The 22,224-nt window shown below is 63.0% G+C and carries 11 protein-coding genes and 2 pseudogenes; 6 read left to right on the top strand and 7 right to left on the bottom strand.

All coding sequences use genetic code 11. The features are described from left to right. Positions 1-56: 56 nt before the first annotated feature. Positions 57-2,301: pseudogene (locus EJ074_RS21935) on the bottom strand (transglycosylase domain-containing protein). A gap of 217 nt (positions 2,302-2,518) precedes the next feature. Here EJ074_RS21935 and EJ074_RS21930 point away from each other — a divergent pair. The 4 genes and pseudogenes from EJ074_RS21930 to EJ074_RS21915 all read left to right on the top strand — a co-directional run bounded on the left by EJ074_RS21930 (position 2,519) and on the right by EJ074_RS21915 (position 10,946). Beyond that, positions 2,519-3,916: pseudogene (locus EJ074_RS21930) on the top strand (DUF5939 domain-containing protein). 172 nt (positions 3,917-4,088) lie between these two features. Then, positions 4,089-5,183 carry a branched-chain amino acid ABC transporter substrate-binding protein gene (locus tag EJ074_RS21925; protein ID WP_095804359.1) on the top strand — a complete coding sequence of 365 codons (1,095 nt, stop codon included), beginning with the start codon at positions 4,089-4,091 and terminating at the stop codon, positions 5,181-5,183. A gap of 81 nt (positions 5,184-5,264) precedes the next feature. Continuing rightward, positions 5,265-7,736, top strand: a complete 2,472-nt coding sequence (locus EJ074_RS21920) for an adenylate/guanylate cyclase domain-containing protein (protein ID WP_095804360.1) — start codon at positions 5,265-5,267, stop codon at positions 7,734-7,736. A gap of 285 nt (positions 7,737-8,021) precedes the next feature. Continuing rightward, on the top strand, positions 8,022-10,946 hold the full coding sequence (locus EJ074_RS21915) for a glycosyltransferase (RefSeq protein ID WP_129553789.1): 2,925 nt from the start codon (positions 8,022-8,024) through the stop codon (positions 10,944-10,946). A 61-nt stretch (positions 10,947-11,007) separates the two neighbouring features. On the opposite strand, the gene EJ074_RS21910 is transcribed toward EJ074_RS21915, so the two are convergent. Further along, positions 11,008-11,688, bottom strand: coding sequence for a redoxin family protein (locus EJ074_RS21910; protein WP_095804362.1), 681 nt, complete (start codon positions 11,686-11,688; stop codon positions 11,008-11,010). Positions 11,689-11,706: 18 nt separating this feature from the next. Then, positions 11,707-15,003, bottom strand: a complete 3,297-nt coding sequence (locus tag EJ074_RS21905; RefSeq protein ID WP_129554082.1) for an adenylate/guanylate cyclase domain-containing protein — start codon at positions 15,001-15,003, stop codon at positions 11,707-11,709. Between the two features lie 240 nt (positions 15,004-15,243). Here EJ074_RS21905 and EJ074_RS21900 point away from each other — a divergent pair, with 240 nt between their 5' ends. Next, positions 15,244-17,013, top strand: a complete 1,770-nt coding sequence (locus EJ074_RS21900) for an adenylate/guanylate cyclase domain-containing protein (protein WP_095804364.1) — start codon at positions 15,244-15,246, stop codon at positions 17,011-17,013. A gap of 54 nt (positions 17,014-17,067) precedes the next feature. On the opposite strand, the gene EJ074_RS21895 is transcribed toward EJ074_RS21900, so the two are convergent. The 3 genes from EJ074_RS21895 to EJ074_RS21885 all read right to left on the bottom strand — a co-directional run bounded on the left by EJ074_RS21895 (position 17,068) and on the right by EJ074_RS21885 (position 20,220). After that, a complete protein-coding gene (locus EJ074_RS21895; protein WP_095804365.1) occupies positions 17,068-18,453 on the bottom strand; it encodes a hypothetical protein in 1,386 nt (461 codons plus the stop codon). Between the two features lie 74 nt (positions 18,454-18,527). Then, complete coding sequence (locus tag EJ074_RS21890; RefSeq protein ID WP_095804366.1) at positions 18,528-19,052, bottom strand: GNAT family N-acetyltransferase; 525 nt, start codon at positions 19,050-19,052, stop codon at positions 18,528-18,530. 154 nt (positions 19,053-19,206) lie between these two features. After that, the gene (locus EJ074_RS21885) at positions 19,207-20,220 is read right to left on the bottom strand and encodes a hypothetical protein (protein ID WP_245420268.1); all 1,014 of its coding nucleotides are present in this window, start codon (positions 20,218-20,220) and stop codon (positions 19,207-19,209) included. 34 nt (positions 20,221-20,254) lie between these two features. Here EJ074_RS21885 and EJ074_RS21880 point away from each other — a divergent pair, with 34 nt between their 5' ends. Beyond that, complete coding sequence (locus EJ074_RS21880) at positions 20,255-21,673, top strand: adenylate/guanylate cyclase domain-containing protein (RefSeq protein WP_095804368.1); 1,419 nt, start codon at positions 20,255-20,257, stop codon at positions 21,671-21,673. Positions 21,674-21,694: 21 nt separating this feature from the next. Here EJ074_RS21880 and EJ074_RS21875 read toward each other — a convergent pair whose 3' ends face one another. Then, complete coding sequence (locus tag EJ074_RS21875) at positions 21,695-22,174, bottom strand: class I SAM-dependent methyltransferase (protein ID WP_095804369.1); 480 nt, start codon at positions 22,172-22,174, stop codon at positions 21,695-21,697. Between the last annotated feature and the right edge of the window lie 50 nt (positions 22,175-22,224).

Here is a 22,224-nt window from a genome sequence, read left to right as displayed (position 1 = left end):
TCTCCGGCCGGACATGTAGCCGAAGGCGCCCGCCATGGCGAGAGGCGAAGTGCGCTCTAACCGCCGCTGAGGATGTCGAGGATCGAGGTATTCCGCTTCTTGGTCGGGCCGCCGACGTCACCCGGCGGCACCGGATGTCCGACCGAGGCGGTGGTGCCGCCGTCGCCCGGCATGTCGAAGCCGTCGGCGTCGACGGTTTGCGCCGGCCGTGCCTGCCGCACCTGAGCCTTGGCGACAGGCGTCGACTGGCCAACCGGCGCCGGGGGTGCCGGCGGCGGCTGCGAAGCGTCCGCCGACGGGATCTCGTCGGGCACGATCGTCTGGGAGGGCGTCGATTTCCAGGTGCCCGGCAGCGGCCTCACCGGCACGCCTTCATGCGCCGCCACCATGAATTCGTGCCAGGCCTGCGCCGGCAGCGCGCCGCCGGTGACCTTCTTCATCGGGCTGCCGTCGTCATTGCCGAACCAAACGCCCGTGGTGAGGTTCGCCGTGTAGCCGACGAACCAGGCGTCGCGCGAATTCTGGCTGGTGCCGGTCTTGCCGGCCGACGGCCAGTTGAACGCCGCCTTCTTGGCGGTGCCGATCTCGACCGTGCCGGTCATCATCGAATTCATCATTCCGACGACATCGGCCTTGATGACGCGGGGAGCGCCGCCGCCATTGTTGTCGTAAAGCACCTTGCCGTCGCCGGTCGTGATCCGGCGGATGAAATAGATGTCAGGCTTGTAGCCGCCATTGGCGAAAGGCACGTAGGCCGCCGTCAGTTCGAGCGGCGTCACTTCCGAAGTGCCGAGGGCAATCGAGGTGTTCGACTGCAGGTCCGACTGGATGCCCATGCGATGTGCCGCCTCGACCACCGCATCGGGGCCGACCTCCATCGTGAGCTGCGCAGCCACCGAGTTCAGTGACTTGGCCAGCGCGGTTGCAAGTGTGACCTTGCCATAATACTTGCCGCCGTAATTCTCGGGCGTCCATTTGCCGATTTTGATCGGGGCGTCGTTGCGTACGCTGTCCGGCGTGCGGCCGGCTTCCAGCGCCGCCATGTAGACGAACGGCTTGAAGGCCGAGCCAGGCTGGCGGCGCGCCTCCGAGGCGCGGTCGAACTGGCTGGTCGAATAGTCGTAGCCGCCGACCATGGCCCGCACCGCGCCGGAGTCGTCGATCGAGACCAGCGCGCCTTGCGTGACGTTGAGCTTCTTGCCGCTTTCGTCGATCAGCCGGCGGATCGACTGTTCGGCGAGCTTCTGCAGCGTCAGGTCGACGGTCGTATCGATGACGATGTCGCCGCGCACGTCGCCGATCAGGTCGGGCAGTTCCTCCATGACCGTGTCGGCGACATAGTTCTCCGAGCCGGTCCAGTAGGAAGGCGCGCGCGTCGCCGGCGCGTCAGCGCCATCTTGTATTCCTTGTCGCCGATCTTGCCCTCCTGGCGCATGGCGGCGAGCACGAGCTGCGCGCGCTCTTCGGCCGCCTTCGGATCGCGCGCCGGCGACAGACGCGACGGCGCCTTGAGCAGGCCGGCGAGAAGCGCCGCCTCGGACAGCGTCACATCGCGCGCGCTCTTGCCGAAATAGCGCCGCGAAGCCGCTTCGACGCCATAGGCGCCGGAGCCGAAATAGACCCGATTCAGGTACATTTCGAGGATCTGGTCCTTGCTGTGCTTGTGCTCCAGCCACAGCGCCAGGAGCACCTCCTGCACCTTGCGCTCCAGCGTGCGGTCCGGCGTCAGGAACAGGTTCTTGGCCAGTTGCTGCGTCAGTGTCGATCCGCCCTGCGCGAAATGCCCGCCGAGGACGTTCGTCACCATGGCGCGCGACAGGCCGATCGGATCGATGCCGAAATGCGAATAGAAGCGGCGGTCCTCGATGGCGACGACAGCCTCGGGGATATAGGGCGACATCTCATTCAGCCCGACCGCCTCGCCGCCACTCATGCCGCGATTGGCGATCAGCTCGCCATCGACCGAAACGATCTTGATGTTGGGCGCGCGGTCGGGAATCGACCATGTCGTGGCCGCCGGCATCTTGGCGCCGTAGTAAACGACGATGCCGGCTGCAGCGATGCCGCCCCAGATGCAGAACACGAAGCACCAGTAGAGCAGGCGGGCGAAAATGGAAACCAGACCGCGGCGGTTCCGATCGCGGCCGCGCCGCGATTTCGCCTTGGCGGACCTGCGCCCGCAGCGGATTTGCGATTGCCCGCACGACGCGATCCTCCTCGCTCACCGAAAACCGTCGGAGGAATTCGCCCGTGGCGAACCCTCGAGCTCGGTTCGATGCGACTGTCTCTGCGGTTCGCCATGCGCTTTTCTTGATATCCGGTGCCGATGGCGCTCGGGTGCAGAGTAGATGCGGCGGTTTAAAGGCGCGTTAATTGATGACCGCACAGCATTTGAACGCTCTGTCGTACGACAAGGAATGCAATCCATTCGCATCGCGCGGGTTTTTTAGTAGGCTGTCGCGAGGCAAGCTTGAGGATCCGGCGTGACGGCAGTCGACGATGATCGTCCTCGAAGCAAATGACCAGGGCAGCCGGCTGGAGCCACGCTGATCTCGAAATTCGAGACGCTGATCAGGAGCGCCGACGACCACTCACTCTATCGCGTTAACCCCTGTCGTTCGCACGCGATCGCGCAATCGCCGAGCCTGAGGCAATCGACCTCTTCCTTCATGCCGCCCGCTGTGGCTTGTTCGACATGAGCTGGGATGTGCTCTGTCCCCAGTCCGGGATGGTGCTCGACAGTTTCGGCGCCCTGCGCACGCTGAAGACGCACTACGTCTGCGGCCTGTGCGACGTCTCGGGCGACACCAGCCTCGACGACTTCATCGAGGTCACCTTCTCCGTATCGCCGAAGTTGCGGCGCCTGCCCCACCACAATCCCGAGACGCTCCCTGTCGAGGATTTTCACTGGAAGCTCCACTTCGGGCATGACGGGCGGCTGCCGGGGCAAAATATTCGCTTTCTTGACGTTCTGCGCGGCCTGGTTCGCGGCATGACGTTTCTGCCGCCCGGCACCACCACAGTGCTCCGCGCCGAGCTAGGACCGGGCGCCCTTGCGGGCGTCAACGTGCAGACGCAGGCCGCATTCGCTGTGCCGATATCAGGCGAGCCGGTGCTGGCGCCGACACTTCTGAAGGTCGATTATGACGGCAAACGCTTCTTGCCGGCATTGCCCGCTGTGCCGCCTGGTCCGATTGTCGTTGAGGTATCGAATAAAGGGCCGGTGCGAGGTTCGTTGCTTCTCATCAACTGGCCGCCCGAGCTTGTCGCGCTCACTAACAAGCCGGCGCTCGATTTCGACCCTTATGTTTCCGGTGGAGCGCTGCTTGCGCGGCAAACCTTCCGCCAGCTCTTCCGATCCGAACGTGTCGACGAGAAGGAAGGACTAGGCATCCGGCAGATCACGTTCCTCTTCACGGACCTCAAGGGGTCGACCGCCATGTATGAGCGCCTGGGCGACCTCAACGCCTATGCTTTGGTCCGCGAGCATTTTGCTCTGGTCAACGCGGCGGTTCGGCAACATTCCGGAGCGGTGGTCAAGACGATTGGGGATGCGGTGATGGCTGCGTTCTCGCAGCCGTCGGATGCGATCTCGGCAGCACTCCACATCTTTGAAGAAATCGATCGCTTCAATGACGAGCATGACGGGCCGGGCATCATCCTCAAGATCGGTGCCCATTGTGGCCCGTCGATCGCCGTGACGCTCAACGACAACCTCGACTATTTCGGCCAGACCGTAAATGTCGCCGCGCGCGTGCAATCCCTGGCAGAGGCCGGGCAGGTCTGCATTTCCGAGGCGCTCCATTCCGCGCCCGGGGTTAGCGAAATGCTTGCCGGCCATCGTGTCGTGTCTTTCGACGCGCCTCTTCGAGGCGTGGAGGGCGATGCAACCGTCTATCGCATCATGCCGAAATAGACCGATTGCGTGCCAACTCCAATTTGCGCTGCCTTGAACCGTCCCTCTTATGGCGTCCATGAGGATCGCTTCGCCAATTGAAAGTAACAACCTCCGAGAAACTCGCGCTTGCCGAAGGGGCTGTCGGGTCTGACGGGATTAGCGTAAGCTAATGTCCACAGGGGGTGCAAGCATGCACCGGATCATCGCCCTAGCGATCGTAGTTCTGGCGGCCGTGTTAAGTTCCGCGCGGGCTGAAGTGCTGATCGGGGTCTCGTCCGCGATGACAGGACGGCTGGCCTGGATCGGCGAGCAGGGACAGCGCGGCGCGGAGATGGCGGTCGCCGACGTCAATGCGGCGGGCGGTGTGCTCGGCCAGAAGGTGAGGCTCATCTCGGTCGACGATTTCTGCGATGCCGAGCAAGCGGTCGCGGCCGCCAAGAAGCTGGTGGCTGACGGGGTGGTGTTCGTCGTCGGGCATTATTGCTCCGGGGCCTCGATCCCCGCATCAAAAGTGTACGAGGAGGCGGGCGTCGTCGAGATATCCCCAGGCTCGACCAATCCGCAGCTGACCGAACAGGGCCGTGCCAATGTCTTCCGCACGATTGGCCGCGACGACGCGCAGGGTCTCATCGCCGGCAACTACCTTGCCGATCACTGGGCCGACAAGAAGATTGCAATCCTTCACGACAATTCGACCTATGGGAAGGGTCTCGCCGACGAGACCAGGAAGCAGCTGAACAAACGGGGCGTGACCGAAGCTGTCTACGACGCATACACGCCCGGGAAGGATGACTATTCAGCCGAGGTGGCTGCGTTGCAGACCGCCGGCGTCTCAGCCTTGTACGTTGGTGGGTATCATGCCGACGTTGCGCTGATCGCTCGCGCTGCACACGACCGTGGCTACACGGTTCAGCTCATATCGGGGGATGCCTTGGCTACCGAGGAATTCGCCCTGATCGCAGGCTCAGCAGCGGAGGGAACCCTGTTCACCTTCTCGGCGGACCCGCGGCGAAATGCCGGCGCGGCCGCGATCGTGCAGCAGTTCCGTGCCGAGAACTTCGAGCCCGCGGGCTATACGCTGTTGAGCTACTGCGCGGTCCAGGTCTGGGCCCAGGCGGTCGCGAAGGCAGGTTCGCTGGAGCCAAAGGCGGTCATAGCGACACTGCACGAACAGCAATTCGACACCATCATTGGCCGGATCGATTTCGACGACAAGGGCGACCTCACGAAGCAGAGCTGGGTTTGGTACGTCTGGCGGGGCGGGGAGTACGTGCCGGTTGAATAAGGTTCGCCGAACGCCGGCGTGCCGTCTGAGACGTCTAGTCTGATGCAGACCAGTGTGGCTGGATTGTTCCGACTGACCGCGATGCTTGAACGCCTCGGCATACGCGGTCGACTGTTGCTCGCCTTCTTCGGGATCAGCGCCCTTGCGGTGCTGGCAACCGCTGCCGCTCTGTATGCCTTCCTCCAAGTCGGCGAGGTCGTCGACCGAATTACCACGGATCGGGTGCCGTCGGCGCTGGCCTCCCTCCAGCTGTCGCGCCAGGCCGAACGGGTGGCTGCTGCCGCGCCATCGGTGCTGGCGGCGACAAGCAGGGCTCAGCACAGCGAGGTCTCGGCTGCCGTGGCGCTCGAGATGTCTCGCCTCGAGGCCCTGCGCACCGAGCTTAGGGATGCCACGCTGGGCACTGTGCCTTTGGCTGAGATCGAGGAGGCCGCGGTTGTTCTGAGGCGCAACCTGAAGGAGCTCGACTCTCTGGTTGTCGCCCGGCTCGACGTGGTCGCCCGCAAGGAGGAACTCCTGAACCGCCTCGCCGCGACGACGACCGGAAGCCATCGCCTTCTTGCCACCGGCATCTTGGTGATGGATTCCAGGCTCCCGCAATGGCGGGCGATCGCCGCCGATACGTCACTGTCGCCCGATAGACGCGCAGCGGCAACGGCCGACATGGTCCAGGCGATTGCGGCTTACATCCCCCAGCAGAAGGCGCTGCTCGATATCTCGGCAGTCAACGACGCGCTGGTGAAAGCCGCGACCGCGCCCACGCCGGGCGACCTGGCGTTGATCCTGTTTCCGCTGCGCCGCTCGCTTGCCGCTCTGGAAGCGGCCTCCTCGGAGATCGACAAAAAGCTGCAGACCCGTTTCCGGCAGCGGGTGGACGAGTTCAAGGCACTGACCGATGGTGAGAACAGCATTCCGAAGGCACGGGAGGAGGAGCTTGCGGTCCTCGAGCAGGGCGAAAAGCTTCTGGCCGAAAACAATCGGCTGTCGCGCAGTCTCACCACTGCCGTCGACCGTCTTGTCGCAGCTGCGGACCGCGAGATAGCTGCCTCCGGTCGCGAAGCCGCGCTCGTCCAGCGCTACGGCACTGGTGTTGTCCTCGGCTCCGCCTTTCTCAGCTTATTGAGCTCGGTTTTGGTCGTCTGGTTCTATGTCGACCGCAGCCTTCTCGCCCGTCTGGGAGCCGTGAGCCAGGGCATGCTCGCGATCGCGGGCGGCGATCTTCGCGCGCGGCTGCCGGCCGCGGGCAGCGACGAAATCGGGCGTATGGCTGAGGCGCTGAGGCTCTTCCGGGATACCGCTGTCGAGGTGGAGGAAAAGAACCTGCGCGACGTCGCAGAAGCGCGTCAGCGGCTAGTCGATGCCATCGAAAGCATTTCCGAAGGTTTCGCTCTCTATGACAGAGAGGACCGGCTGGTCCTTAGCAACAGCCGCTACCGAGAACTGCTATATGCCGGTCTGGAGGCCGAGCTAACCCCTGGCACGGCATTCGAGGAGATCATTCGCCGATCCGCCGAGCGTGGCTACATCAGGGATGCCGAGGGGCGGGTCGATGAGTGGGTTGCCGAGCGCCTGCGGCGGCACCGCAACCCTGGCGAACCATGGGTGCAGCGGCGGGGCGACGGACGATGGATCATGATAAGCGAGCGGCGGATCAGCGCCGGCGGCACGGTCGCCGTCTATTCGGACATCACCGAGCTGAAGCAAAGGGAGGAGAACCTTGCCGAGAAGTCCACGGCCCTGGAGGCGCTTTCCAGCAAGCTGGCCAAATATCTGGCGCCCCAAGTGTACAGCTCGATATTCACCGGGCGCCAGGACGTTAGAATCGCCAGCCAGCGCAAGAAGCTGACCATATGCTTCTCCGACATCGCCGGCTTTACCGAGACCACCGACAAGATGGAGTCCGAGGACCTTACCCAGCTCCTCAATCACTACCTGACGGAAATGTCGAAAATCGCATCGGATCATGGTGCCACGATCGACAAATACGTCGGCGACGCGATCCTGATGTTTTTCGGCGACCCTGAGACGCGCGGCGTCAAGGAGGATGCGCTGGCTTGTGTACAGATGGCGCTTGCCATGCAAAAGCGGATCAGCGAGCTTACCGAAGTCTGGCGGGACATGGGGATCGAAACACCGCTGCGCTGCCGCATCGGCATCCATACCGACTACTGCACCGTCGGCAACTTCGGCAGCGAAGACCGGATGGACTACACGATAATCGGCGGCGCCGTGAATCTCGCCTCGCGCCTGGAACAGGAGGCGGCACCGGGAGCCATCCTCATTTCCTACGAGACGTTTGCGCAAGTGAAAGACACGATCGAATGTGAGGAGATGGGGCACGTCCAGGTCAAGGGGATCGCCTATCCCGTCGCCACTTACCGCGTCATTGATCTGAAGGCCAATCTAGCGGGCGCTTGTCGCGCTGTTCGGACCGAGCAGCCTCACTTCAGGCTGGAACTTGAGCCGGACCTGATGTCCGCCGACGAACGCAGCGGTGCCGCCACTGCGCTTCGAGATGCGCTGGATCGGCTTTCTCACAAGCCCGGACAGTAGGGCTTGGCTCACCACGACCCCTTCCCAAAGGAGGCAAGGAGTAGGAGGTTGGACGCCGCTTATTGGCACTGTCGATGCGAAGGCCGCAGCACGCTCGCGATTAGAATGGTTCAACATTCATTCCATGTCCGGTGCGCCTTCCTTGTTGGCAATGGATGACCGTGACGGATATGAATGGCATGCTGAACTTGCCGAAAAACGCCGGTGGTCGCACGCCGCCACTTTCCCAATGGTCTCTTTATGGCTGCTTTTGTTCTACCACGGACCGGGCGCGGGTGAGACGGCGTGGCGCATAATCCCTTGGTTTCGATCGTGGTTCCTGCGCACAACGCCGAAGCAACGCTGGCGCGCGCGCTCGATTGCCTTCTCGATCAGGAATTGGTGGATTGGGAGGCGATCATCGTCGACGACGCCTCCACTGACCGAACCGCCAAGATCATCGCCGGTTATCTGGAGCGCGATGCCCGATTTCGGACGTTGAGTTCTTGCGCGCATGGCGCCGCCGGCGCGCGCAATACCGGGATTTCGACAGCGCGCGGCCAATGGCTCATGTTTCTGGACGCGCACGATTGGGTGGATCCCAGCTTCCTTGCCAAAATGCTGGCGGCACTGCAAACCGCCCCCGATGCAGTAGCCGCCTATTGCGGTTCTCGGCGCGTGCTGCCCGATGGCGAACTCACCCCTTCGAGCAGCGCAACGCAGGTTGCGGTCCAGCCCTTCGAGACATTCGCCCGCAGATGCGCCACCCCCATTCACGCGCTGCTGGTGGATCGGAAGAAAATTGTCGAGCTTGGCGGTTTCGATGTGTCGCTGCGCACCTGCGAGGACTGGGATCTGTGGCAACGCCTCGCACGTCTCGGCAAACCTTGGGTGATGGTCGACGAGCCGCTCGCTTTCTGTCGAGCCAGCCCCAACGCGCTCAGCCGCAATTCCACGCAGATGCTGGTCGATGCGGAGATCGTGATCGCCCGCGGCTTTTCTCCTGATCCGAGGGTCAAACACCCAGCACCGGCTCACGCCAATGGGGCCAATGATGCGAACGGCACCGCTTCCGAGGCACTCGCGTGGTTCGCGCTGTGGAACGCCGCCTCGGACTGGGGGCGCGGCTCCCGCTTCAGCCCACAAGCCCTGCGCGCGCTCCCAGCAGGACGTAAGTGGGCGCGCGAGATCGCCAAGGTGGTCTTCGATGGCCTTATGGCAAGCACCCAATCGGCGCCGGCGCAGTTGGCCGCCGGGTGGGACAGGTTCGGTGGCCCCCTCACCGAGTTGATCGTCGAACTCGGCAGGATCTGGGACGATCCTGTAGCGGCTCGCCGCGTCGAGTATCAGCTTGATCAAATGCTTCTCGACTTCGACGATCTCGCCGCGCCGCGCAGACTGGCGCGGACACTCGGGATCCGCGTCGATGCTCGAAATCCGACCTCGATCGAGCTGCCGGAAGGAATCGATCAGATCTATGCCCATCTGATGTTGGACAGCCAGATCGAGGCTCGCGTGCAGTTCGGCGCGCTCGGGAAAGTGACAAGGCGCCATTGGATGGAGCTGGCCATGGATCTCGTGCCTCCTGAGCGGCTCGCATCTCAAAGGCGCGCCGGTGCCGACAAGTCGAACATCCTTGCGAGCAAGCCACCGATGTCCATGGCGGAATCCGGGTCTGATCGGGACAGCCACTTCGGCAAGCTCGCGCGATTGGCCGCCGAAGCGCAGCGACTGGTCCGGTCGAGCGCCGAAATTTCAGAGCCTCTTCCAGCGCCGCGCCGTCCACGGGCCGCGCAGGGGCGCGACAACGACCGCACGTCGTTCTGGAACCGCTATTTCGCGACGGAGGACCCCTGGAACTACGGTTCGTCTTATGAGCAGGAAAAATATGAGCGCCAGCTCGAAATTCTGCCTGCTGGTCGCATCGCACGGGCGCTCGAGTTGGCCTGCGCGGAGGGCCACTTCACGCGGCAGCTGGCGCCGCGAGTGGGCCATTTGACCGCAACCGACATCTCCAGCGTAGCCATCGGGCGGGCGCGAGCGCGCTGCAGCGATCAGCCGAATGTTGAGTTCGGGGTGCTGGATTTCTCTGCGGACACGCTTCCGGGTGAGATGGATCTGATCGTCTGTTCGGAAGTGCTCTACTACCTGGATGATCTGGCCGAGTTGCGGCGCATCGCCAGGAAATTTGTCGAGGCTTTGGCGCCTGGCGGCAGTTTCATCAGTGCCCACGCATTCGTGCTCCGTGACAATGTTGAAAGGACGGGCTTCGACTGGAACACATTCGGTGCACAAGCGATCTCGGAAACGTTGGCGATGACCGAAGGCCTCGTCCTCGAGCATTCGATCCAGACCGAACTCTATCGCATTGACCGTTTCCGGCGCCTGTCAGCAGACGAGCTAGCGGCGGAACCGGTAATTGAGAATCTGCCAATCTGTGCGCCCATCGGTGTTGGGATCGCGCGAAATATCGTCTGGGGCGGAGCGCGGGCCTTGCGCCGCGACGTCGCACGTAGCGAGCGGCGGCAGCGTATCCCGGTTCTCATGTATCACGGCGTCTCCGATGAAGGTCCGGCAGCCCTCGCCCGTTTTCGGCTCACGCCCGCCGCATTCGACAGCCAGATGCGATGGCTGCGCGCCAATGGCTTTCACGCGATTGCGTCCGAGCAGCTGGAATGGTTCATCGCCAACCGTCGGCCTTTCGTCGGCCGCCCAGTGGTCATCACCTTCGATGACGGCTTCCAGAACTTTGCCGACCACGCCTGGCCGATCTTGCGCAGGAACGACCTGACCGCCGAAGTGTTCCTGGTCACGGACTTGGTGGGTGAAAGTGCGCGCTGGGACGCCGACAGCGGTCCGCCGACGCAGCTAATGAACGCCGCGACGGTGCGACGCCTCGCCGGCGAAGGTGCGTTCTTCGGAAGCCATCTGGCCACGCATCGCGCGATCGATGGTCTGTCGAGCTCTGACTTGGCCGCCGAGCTCCTGCGCTCTCGTATGTTCATCGAACGGTGGACCGGTCGGCCGACCACGGCGTTCGCGGCACCCTTCTCTGTGACCGACCGACGGCTTGGCCGGCTGGCCAAGGAGTGCGGGTATCGGATCGGCTTCGGCGGCAGACATGGGCCGGCGGATCTCGATTGCGATCCCATCGACCTTCCGCGCATCGAGGTTCGCGGGGATCGCTCGCTCGATGACTTCGTTGCCCGTGTCGAGGCTGTGCTCGAATGATGAACTTGTCAGCACCCTACGTGCTGCCATGAGCATGCCGCCCTTGACCTTGTTTGCCAGTCTATTGGGCGACTTGCGACACGGCTGACATCAGCTCCTGCGGGTTTGGCACCCCGAACATGTATCGCCCACCTTCTGGAACCTCGGTGAAGCTCCAGCGGACGACCCCCTGCCGGTCGAGCAGGAATTGGCCGATCAGTTGGCCATGTCCGGTTGCCATCATCTGCTCGTCGGCTTCGGTGACTTCGTAATGATCCTTCTTATCGAGGAATTTGCTGGCCGAAAAAGGATCCATTGGGCCGGGCAACTCGCCTGGTACGTCGACCCGCATCTCCTTTGCCGCCGCCATCGACACCTTGTACGGCCACTCCGTCTCATCTTGGGTGAATTCGAGATTAGGCAGTCCAAAGGCCCGATGCGATGCGCGTTCAGGGTCGGAGGCCGCAAGCAGATTCGGCATCGGGTGATAGCGGAAATAGAGACGTGCCCGCTCGATCGGCGTGTTGACAACGGTCAAGCTCCCCACGCCCTTTTCGCGCAGCTCCGGATCAAGCCGTGCCTGGGCTGCGATATGGCGCCGGCAAAACGCGCAATGCAGACCTCGAAAAAGGCCGACCAGCACCGGCTTTTGTCCGCGAAAGTCGTCGAGGGCGATCTTGCCTTCCTGTGTGATAGCGTCGAGTACCACGTTGGGCGCACGATCACCCGGTTGAAGCGGTACCAAGTCACTACGCGGCGACATTTTCAACCTCCCGCCCGGCTAGTCGAGAAAAGGCAGCACCACAAGCGTTTCCGGGTCGAGCCCGTGCTGGGCGCATATGCCCTGCGCCAGGGAAAAATATCGCTCGGCCTCGACCAGGTTGTCGAGGTCGAGATTAAGCGTTGCGAGACCATCATAGCACGGAAACAGCAGTTGGGGTTCGTCCGTTTCGCGGGCTACGTCCAGTGCTTCCTCGAACAAGCCAACCGCCAGTTCCGGACGGCCGCTGCACTGGTGGATCTGCCCCAGCACGATCAACGGCACCGGCAGATGCTCGCGCTGGTCGAGCGCCTTGTCGATCTCGATGGCTTTCTCGGCAGCAGGCACGCCCTCCGTTGGACAGCGATCCGTGAAAGTACAACAAGCGACCGCCAGATTGGCGAGGAGGCGGGCCTGGAACCCGGAATCACCAATACGACGCGCCACTTCAAGACCGCGCCGGCAGACCTCGATCGCCTTCGCCGGATTGATGGTCGTGTAAAGCACGCCGAGATTGGTGTAGCCGCGGCAGGCGGCGCCCAGCAGACCGGCGGCTTCGGCCAATTCGATGCTACGCTCCACCTGACGCACCGCTTCAAGGTTACGCCCGAGCCGCGCCAGCGCAACAGCCTTGGTGTTGAGTGCCTCGGCGGTCACGAGAGTGGCTTCTCGCCCTCCCTCCGAGACATGCTCCGTTGTCAGAGTGCGCACGCTGTCCAGCGCCGCGTCTGCCCATGTGGCCGCAAGAGCGTGATCTCCGCTCCGGCACGCGTGTCGGCCGCGCTCCTGCCACAGATGCGCCTGCTCGATCGGGGCATCCGCTCCATCGAGGAGCGCTGCCGCTTCAGCATAGCGGGATTCTGCGTTCTCCCGCTTGCCGACGTCCCAGAGCAGCCGACCGATCTTACGCAAAACGCGCGCCGAAGCGACACGATCGCCTGACTCGCGATATGCCTGCAGCACCGTTTCGTAGTGCTGGTGCGCGACCTCGCGGCGGCCCGCCGGGCCGCTCAGATCGGCAATGCGCTCTGCAACAGCCAATTTGAGCGGTGTTTGCCCGATCGTGCCCAGCGCAGTCAGCGCCCGCTCGTAGAAACGAAGGGCGTCGTCGTTGGCGTATATCATGCGAGCGCGATCGCCCGCCGCCTGCAAGTACTGCGCGCCTTTCTCGCGCTCGGCGCTTTGCGCGAAATGGTGACCGAGCACGGTCAAATCCTCGAGCCGTTCCGGCTTGTCGCCGCACAGTCGCTCCAAGGCAGCTCCCACCCGCCCATGAATGTCGGTCCGGCGCTGCAGGAGCAGATTCTGGTAGATCACGTCCTGCAGCAACGTCTGCGTAAAGCGGTAGCTTTGCGACGAGATCGAGCCTGATCCGGCAACCTCCTCGATGATTTCCGCGTCGCAAAGCAGTTCGCAGCCGGCTTCCAGGCGGCCGGGATCGGCCGTCACGGATTTCAGAAGGGTCGCGTCGAAGCGCGGGCCGATCACCGCGGCTTCCTGGGCCAGCCGGCGCACCTCTTGGGGCAGCCGGTCGACACGGGCAAGCAACATTGCCTGGATGGTGGCGGGAATGCCGGTTGCGACTTCGCCTGCCACGGTCCGCCATCGATGGCCTTCGCGCATCAGCACACCGCGATCGATAAGGCCGCGAACGATCTCCTCTACGAAAAGCGGGTTGCCGCCGGCGCGCTCGAGGATCTGGTCGACAAGCTCTCCTGCCGAGTTTACCCAACCCTCGCCGAAAACCGCCGCCAGCAGTCTGCGTCCGTCATCGCTGTTGAGCGGCGAAAGCCTGAGTGCTGTGTGACTGACCCGACTTGAGTCGAGCTGGTCGTTGTCCGGCGCCGGACGATGCGTCACCAGCAACATCAACCGCGTGCGTTCCAGCCTGTCCATCACGAAGCGTAGTGCCTCGAGCGACACAGCATCGGCCCAGTGCAGATCTTCGACGACGATCAACAGCGGCGACAACGCAAGCCGCCGTTCGATGATCGTGCGGACTGCGTAGAGAATTTGCCGCCGCAACTGCTCGGGCTCGACATGCTGCAAGGTGGCATCGGGGTCGCCAAGGCCAAGCACATGGTAGAGCAAAGGCATGAGCCGCTTCGCCTCCTCGTCCTGCAGGCCGAGTTCGGTGAGCAAGCCTGCGAGCTTCGCCCGCATTTCATCCCCATTGTCGCTTTGCATCATCCCGGCAGCGCTGCGCACCACGGCGCCCAGCGCGCCAAATGATTGTTCGCCCAGCGGTGAGCACGTGGCCTGCCGCACGGCGACGTTGCGAAAACGATCCTCGTCGCCGACGCGGGCGATGAACTCCTTCACCAGCCGCGATTTCCCGATACCGGCTTCTCCGACGAGGCGCACAAGCTGGGCCGAGCCGCCGCACGCCTGGTCGAGGCTCGCCAGCATTCTGTGGAGCTCCGCACCACGACCTATGATCGGCGCGCTGAGGCCGAGCGCCTCGAGCCCACGCGCTGCACGCGGCGCCGCAAGTGGTGCATCCAGCCGATGGACGAGCACACTTCCGGCCTTGCCGCGAAGCACGACATCGCCCAGCGGCTCATATGAGAAGGCATGCCGGGTCAGCCTGTGGGTGAGCTCGCCCACCAGCACCTCACCCGGTGCGGCCAGCGATTGCAGGCGTTGCGCCGTATTCACTGTATCGCCGGTCACCGAATAGGATTTGGCGGTGCCGATGCCCAATCCGCCGGTGACGACCGGACCAGTGTTTATGCCGATGTGCAGCAGCAGAGGCGAGCCGGAGTGGGGGGCGCTTTCGCCGAGCCGCGCCGTTCGCGCCATCATGTCGAGTGCGGCGCGAAGCGCACGTTCCGGATCGTCCTCATGGGCAACCGGCGCACCGAACAAAGCGAGCAGCGCATCGCCGATGAATTTGTCGACGAAACCGCCGAAGTTTCGCACAGCCGCCGTCAATTCCTTGAACAGCTCGTTCTGCAGCGCCTGCATCACCTCTGGGTCGAGTTGCTCGCTGAGTGTCGTGAAGCCGCAAAGGTCAGCGAACAGGACCGTCACCGTCCGGCGATCGGCGTCGGAGTCGGGATGCGGCCTGTCGCCTTCGATGTTGGGAAGCAGCGACGGAGTACGGGACGGCGGCACGATGGTCCGGCTTGGTGTCGGAGCAGGCCGTTCGACGGCTTTTGCGGGCGCACCGATGCTTGCCCCACATTTCGGGCAGAACTCGAAATCAGGTGCACACAGGTAGCCGCAACTTGCGCATGGCACGGGCTGACGCCTGCCACACTTCGGACAGAAAGCGTAACCGGATTCAACCTCGAAACCGCAGCCTGAGCAGTCCATCGAACAAGACCTCACTAGGGGCCATGACGGCGTGACCTCGCTACGCACTTCACGGCCGAGCGTTCACCCAAGGATGAACCGATAGCGGTCGACCAGCAAGCGGCAGCGCAAGTGGCAATCGAGCGCCAGTGTGGTCTGGTGGCAAAACCCTGCCGATTCCCGCTGTTGCGCGGCCGTCGTTTGCGAAAGTTCCCTCTTACCTTGCGTCTCCTGCTATCGTGGAGATTGGGAGATGGACCGATGAGCGAGAATCGGAAGCTAGCCGCAATCCTGGCTGCGGATGTGGTCGGATACAGCCGGCTCGCGAGCGCGGACGAAGATCGTACCTTGGCGAGGCTGCGGGCATTGCGCAGCGACCTGATCGATCCGATCATCGCAGTGCACAACGGGCGGGTGATCAAGCGCACCGGGGATGGAGCGCTGGTCGAGTTTCGCAGTGTGGTGGATGCCGTGCGCTGCGCGGTCGAGATTCAGAATGGCATGGTTGAGCGCAATGCCGGCGTGCCGCACGACCGCCGCATCGAGTTCAGGATCGGTATCCATTTGGGGGATGTGGTCGAAGAGAGCGACGGCGACCTGATGGGCGACGGCGTCAACATCGCCTCGCGTTTGGAGGGCGTCGCAGCGCCCGGCGCCATTTGCCTATCCGAGGACGCCTATCGCCAGGTGAAGGCGAGGCTCGACCTCTCCGTCAGCGATCTCGGCAGCACGCAGCTCAAGAACATCGCCGAGCCGATTCGGGTCTACTCGCTGCAAGTCGGCAGCGCTGCGACCAGGGCCGCAACATCGGAAACCGTGACGAGCCGGCCAGCCACGGCAGCGCCCCCGGAGCTGTCGATCGCCGTTCTGCCGTTCGCCAACATGAGCGGTGACATCGAACAGGACTACTTCGCCGACGGCATCTCCGAAGACATCATCACCGCGCTGTCCAAACTGTCGCAGCTCTTCGTCATCGCACGCAATTCGTCGTTCACCTTCAAGGGCCAGAACGTCCAGGTGCAGGAGGTGGGCAGGAAGCTCGGCGTGCGGTATGTGCTTGAGGGCAGCGTACGGAAATCGGGGAACAGGGTGCGCATCACCGCGCAGCTCATCGATGCAACCTCCGGCGGGCATATTTGGGCGGAGCGGTTCGATCGCGACCTGACCGACATATTCGCCGTGCAGGACGACGTGACGCAGCAGATCGTCGGTGCGCTGGCGCTCAATCTGGCCGAGGGTGACCTTCAGCGGCGGGCGCCCGAGCAGTCGCGCAACACGCAGGCGTATGATTGTTTCCTGCGTGGCCGGGAGCTGTGGCACCGGCTGACGGAAGAAACGAATGTCGCAGCCCGAGACCTCTTGCAACGTGCCATCGAACTGGACCCGAAATTTGCCTCTGCCCACGCTTTCCTCGCCCTCACGCACGCACTCGATTACTTGAACCGGTGGAGTGCGTCGCCGCCGGAATCGATGGCGCAAGCGGAACAGGCCGCAACACAGGCGGTAGCGCTGGATGGCAGCGATCCCTGGGCGCACTGGGCGCTGGGTATCGTCAAGCTGTACACACGACGGCACGATGAGGCCATCAGCGAGGCCGAGCGCGCGATAGTCCTCAATCCGAACTTCGCCGAAGGGTACGTCATTCTCGGCGAGGCGCTGCACTATTCGGGCAGATCCGAAGAGGCCCTGGAAAGTTTCGCCCGGGGGAAGAGCTTGAATCCATACTTCCCGGATGTGCTTCTGCACTTCCAGGCTTTGGCCTTGTTTCAACTGGGAAGGTACGAAGAGGCCGTTGACCTCTTGATGCAACGGCTGGCTCGCAACGCTGTCACCGACGTCTCGCGCGCGCTTCTGGCCGCCACCTACGGCCACCTGGGCCGTTTCGCCGAGGCCCGCGCGGCATGGCAGGAGGTGCTTCGCCTCAACCCCGACTATTCGCTGGAATACCGTCGCAAAGTCTTGCCCTACAAATACCCTGCCGATTTCGAACGCGTGGTAGACGGGCTGCGCAAGGCCGGTGTCGTACAATGAAGTGAGGCCATGTCAGGTCTGAACCGGAGCCACCAACAAGGCCCGAAGCGAGAGTCAGGTTGCCTTGATCTCTGCCCGGCCGAGCTTGCGCCATCGGGCGTCTTCGCGCACCAGTCTCAGGTCGTCGGTCGTCTCGGCAAATGTCCGCAAGCGATATTGCCGCAGTAGTTCCGGGAAGACTGCCCTTTCCGGCAGGCCGGCAAGCTGTTCGCGGACCGAGATCTTTTCGTCGATGACCCGCATGCCCCAGGCACTTTCCCGAACCTGCAGCTCTGCAATCAGATCGCGCTCATCCGGCGCGTTCTCGTCTAGCCCAGCCAGCAGGATCGAGTGGAAAAGCGCCATATAGCCAATCTGTCTCAGCCCGCCCACAACCCGCACGCGCGGCAATATGGCCAGAACGAGGAACATCAGGAACAAATTCGGCAGCAGCACGCCGTCCAGCAGCCCCTGCTTGAGATGCGTCCGCTCGAACGGGACGGAAAGACCATGCGGTCTGTCAGGCTCGATCAGTCGTCCGTTCTCGAGCACGAGCTTGCGCACGCGCTCCTCGCGGATGCCCCAGAAATAGGCCGTGGAGTTGGGCAGGAACCTGCCGAAAGGGCTCGATGCGGCCTCTTGCAGGGCATGTTCGAGACGCTGGCGCCTTGCGGGCTCAAAGAGCAGCCTGGATAGAAGGCTCCCTTCATATTCCAGATGCCGAGCCATGGCAGCCGCGGCGAGCCGATCATCGATGAAAACCGGCAGGGCCGTGCCGGAACAGTCCCAACGGGCGACCAGATCTTCGTTGAGGGCTGTCAGCGCGTCGGCGGCGGTTCCAAACACCCTGTCCTGGCTGGCAAGCAGGGTGCCGAGCCAGCGGCTGGTATCCGTTTCATCGCCCACCGCTTCCAGCGCGCGCCTGTTGAGGGCGACGGGCCCGGCCACGCACGCGCTTTTGCGGCACAGTTTGTGGCGCGCCATGCCAAACAGGTTGACCTTGTCGTCGCCGACATCGAGCCAGCCCGGCCCCTCCCGGCCAATTGTCTCCATGGTCATCGTCGTTCCCATGAAGCAGATGAAGGCCGACAGCCCGTTTTCGACCGCGCCGAGCCAAGCAAGCAGGAGCGCATCGAAGGTGATCCGGTCCATCAGAAGCAGGCAGTGCAGTCCGGACTGAACCACCGGTCTGTGCTCGAACTCTTCGAGGGCCTTGCCGATCTGTTCGGGCTGCATGATCACACCAAGGCGCTGATGCAGAACTTCGCGCACAATCGAGCGGGCAGCGATCGCCGGGCCCGATGCAGGCCTCGCCACCGGTCGCCACAGATGGCGGGCATAGTCGGAAACCGCTGCATTCCAGTTCTGCTCGATATCACACGCGACTTCCGGGCAGAGCAGCGACAGCACCGCCAGAATTTCCGCCGGAGGCGTTCGGCTTGGGTCAACACCGGCCGTCATTGGTCCCATTCCTGTTCGCCGTCTCCGCATGAATTGTTAGGTTGGCTAGAGAGTTAAGGCCAAACAGCGCATCTTCAGAATCGCAGCCGGGCCATGCTCAGGAGGTCGTGGTACTGTCCGTCGGTGAAACCGGCCTTCACATGCCGGCCTTCGATTTCGAAGCCGTGGCTTGTGTAGAGACGGATGGCCGGTTTGTTGTCGGCATAGACGGTCAATTCGACCCGCTTCAGGGCGCGCCAGTTGTCGGCCACGTCAAGCAGCGCGCCAAGGATGGCAGAGCCGATGCCCTTGCCGACAAAGCTGTCGTCAAGGCCGATATTGATCTCGCCGATATGAGAACGGCGAGGCGAATCCTGCACGATCAGGCTGCCATGACCGACGACCTTGCCGTCCAATTCCGCAACGATCCAGGTGGTCTCCTGGCCGGACTTGGCGATGCGCCGTTCCACCTGCTCGACCCTTTCGAAGGGCATCCTTAGCGTGCCCCAGCGGAACCCCGGCATGTTGAAGATGGCGCAAAGCGCCTCAGCATCGCCTGGCCGGACGGGCCGGAGCTGCGGCTGGATCTTCTCGGAGAAGGACGAAGTGGTGCTGGTCATGGCGTTTCGGCCTTAGCAATCGGCCCGGCACGATGACCGGACGTCCCCTGAAAATCCAGCCGACTCTCCAACCTGCGACGCCGATTGCGAGCTACTGCATGTCGCGCAAAAGTGTGCAGCGGTTTTGCGAAAGCGACATGCATAAAATAAAGCCCTAAAGCGTATCGCCTGGATCCGTTTCAGCGCGACGCGCTTTGAAATACCGGGAGGCGGCAACGAGTTTGAAGACACCGCTGATGCCGATCCAGCCGAAAAGGGCGAGCCAGCACAATGTCCGGGCCGCCCTCCAGTCGATCCGGTGCACCGCAGCGTCGGTGATGACGAGGCCAAGAATGGCAAACAGGCCAACCAGCACCTGCGCCAAGCCGAGCACCAGCAATTCCTCGCGCGGGGCGCTTCGCCAGACAAGATATACGCCGCCCGCGCCGGCAAGGAAGATGGCGCTGTAGACTTGGGCGTGGAAGACATCGATCGGCCATGGCCAGATGCTGCTGAATAGCAGGGGAAACAGCAACAGCCCGACGCCATAGACCCCAAGGACCGCCCATTCCACCGGCATGTAGCTGCGCAATGCGGGGGTTAGAGCCACGCCCTTTGCAGAAGGACGGCCCCTGGCCCGCCACAGGAACCACCCGGATACCGCGACCGAACCAAGATAGACCAAGAACCAGAGCCAGGGCGCTTTGCGCTCGAAGTTGAAATAGCCCAGATTGATGAACGAAGCCAACGAGACGATGACGGTGAATATGAACGCCATGACGAGCACGAGCCTGCCGGGCGACCAGCGATTCCAGAACAGCAGCGCCGCCATCACGACCATTTCGGCGGTGTAGAAGCCGCCCAGGAAGCGGGCGTTGAATGGGGTGACGGCCCAGGGCCACCGCGGCTTCACCAGCACAGGCGCGAAAAACAGGCCCGCGCCTATGATCAGGACGATGATCACGGCCGCAGAGAAAAGGCGCAGCGCCGCGGGAAATGGCGGGTTGTTCGATGTCGGCATGGGAGAGAGTCCCAAAGATGAATGCCCAAGGACATCATAGTGCCGCTTGTGGCCGGTGAAAATCGGCCGAATGGAAATTGGATTATCACCAGGTTTATCTATCGAATGGCCGCGCGGTCCGTTTCGAAGTAAAATGCAGCACTCGGACCAAGGAAGCGGTCCGGTCAACACGTCACGAGGCGCATTTTCCGGAGCCTGCACGATGAACGAAGCTCAGGATCTGTTCTCGCTTCTGCGGCAATCGACTGATGTCGATCCACTGGCAATCGACGCGATCAAGCAAACCATCGCGGAAGGCGAGGACCGCGAACTGTGCCGCATCAATGCGCCTGCCTTCGCCGGCAAGCATGGCCTCGACGAGGAGCGCACCATAGGCGCCTTTCTCCATGCGGCGCGGGTGGGCATCTTCGACATTTCCTGGAATGTTCTATGCCCCGGCTGTGGGGGCGTGCTCGACACCAACGCCACGCTGAAAACCCTGCAGAAGGACGAATACACCTGCGCGCTGTGCTCCCAGGGCTACTCGCCGACCCTCGACGAGATGGTCGAGGTGACTTTCACCGTCAGTCCCCGCATGCGCAGGATTGCCGCCCACAACCCACACGAACTGCCGTTGGTGGAATATTTTCGCCAGATCTACTGGGCGTCCGGCGTCGATCTGCCGGCGGATGAGGATTTCGCCAAAACCATGGAAGCGTTCTCGCTGGACGATATCGAGCTTGCGCCCGGTGAAAGGGCGGTTCTGACCGTGCAGCTTCCGTCCGAATTCATCATTGTCTTCGAGCCGGTCACCCATTCAGTGCAGTTCATCGACGTGAAGGGCGAACCGACAAAGGAGCGGCGAAGCCTCTCTTTGGTCTTCGACCGCGACCATGTCCAGAGCCAGACGCTGGAGATGCAGCCTGGCCCGTTGCGCATTTCTCTGGAAAACAGGACCGACACCCGCGTGCTGCCGGCGGTCTTTATCGCCGGCGAGGCATTGCATGATCTTCTGCGCAAACGCCGGCCCTTTCTGACCGCCAAGCGCCTGCTCACCAACCAGACGTTCCGCGATCTCTATCGCACGGATACGGTCGACATCAACCAGCGCCTGAAGATCACCAGCCTGAGCTTCCTGTTCACCGACCTGCGCGGATCGACCGCGCTTTACGAGCGGGTGGGCGACCTTTCGGCCTTCGATCTCGTGCGCGCGCATTTCCAGGTTCTGCACGAGATCGTCGCGGCGGAGTCGGGCGCGGTGGTGAAGACGATCGGTGATGCGGTGATGGCGACCTTCGCGACGCCCGATCGTGCGGTTGCTGCGGCTCTGAGGATGCGCGATGCCATGCGTGCGCTCAACGACAAGAGCGGGCGCGAGGACCTGCTGCTCAAGATCGGCGTCCATACCGGCCCCTGCATCGCCGTGTCTATGAACGAGCGGCAGGACTATTTCGGCCAGACGGTCAACATTGCTTCGCGCGTCCAGAACCTTGCCAAAGCGCAGGCGATCTTCGCCACTAGTGCGGTGGTCGACGACAATCTCACCGCCGATCTGTTGCACAGGAATGCGCTGACGCCCGTGCCCCACGAGGTCTCGTTGCGCGGCATTGAGCGAGAGATAGCAGTATACAGGATCCCCTGAGGGCTTGGCCGTCTCGGCCTCTCACACCCGCCTGCAGATAAAATAACGATCGGCGGGCACCGAGGGCGGCGGAGGGATGCGTTGCAAGCGCGGGTGATCGATCGGCGTGCCGCTGACCGCGATGCCGCCGACGCGAAGCAGGCGCGCGATCAGATCGGGAAGCCAGGTAGCAGTCACCGCATCGCGATCTTCATAGCCGGTACCGATGTCGGCATGAACAAGAGCGGCGTCGATACCGATGAACCTGCTCGCAGTCTCGCGTATTTCGCCGAGCACGAGGTTTTCAGCTTCGGGAATCGAGCTGGCGTGTGCGGCCAGTGCGCGGTCGAACGCCACGATCCGGCGTCCGGGCAGGCGCTCGCGCAGATGGTGGAACGTCCGCCCATTGCCGAGGCCGAGTTCGATCACCGGCCCCTCCATTTGTGCCACCTCGGCGCAGATATGATCGAGAATATCGCGCTGTGCCGTCATCCTGCGGATGAAACTGTCGAGGCGACTCATATGCGATCACATGTCCTGAACCAGCTCAAGAGACGGCAATACCCGCGACG

The organism is Mesorhizobium sp. M3A.F.Ca.ET.080.04.2.1, from assembly GCF_003952525.1.
In the GTDB taxonomy this organism is placed as follows: Bacteria; Pseudomonadota; Alphaproteobacteria; order Rhizobiales; family Rhizobiaceae; genus Mesorhizobium.
The sequence above is the reverse complement of the archived record's forward strand: the minus strand, read 5'-3'. Positions and strand labels throughout refer to the sequence as shown.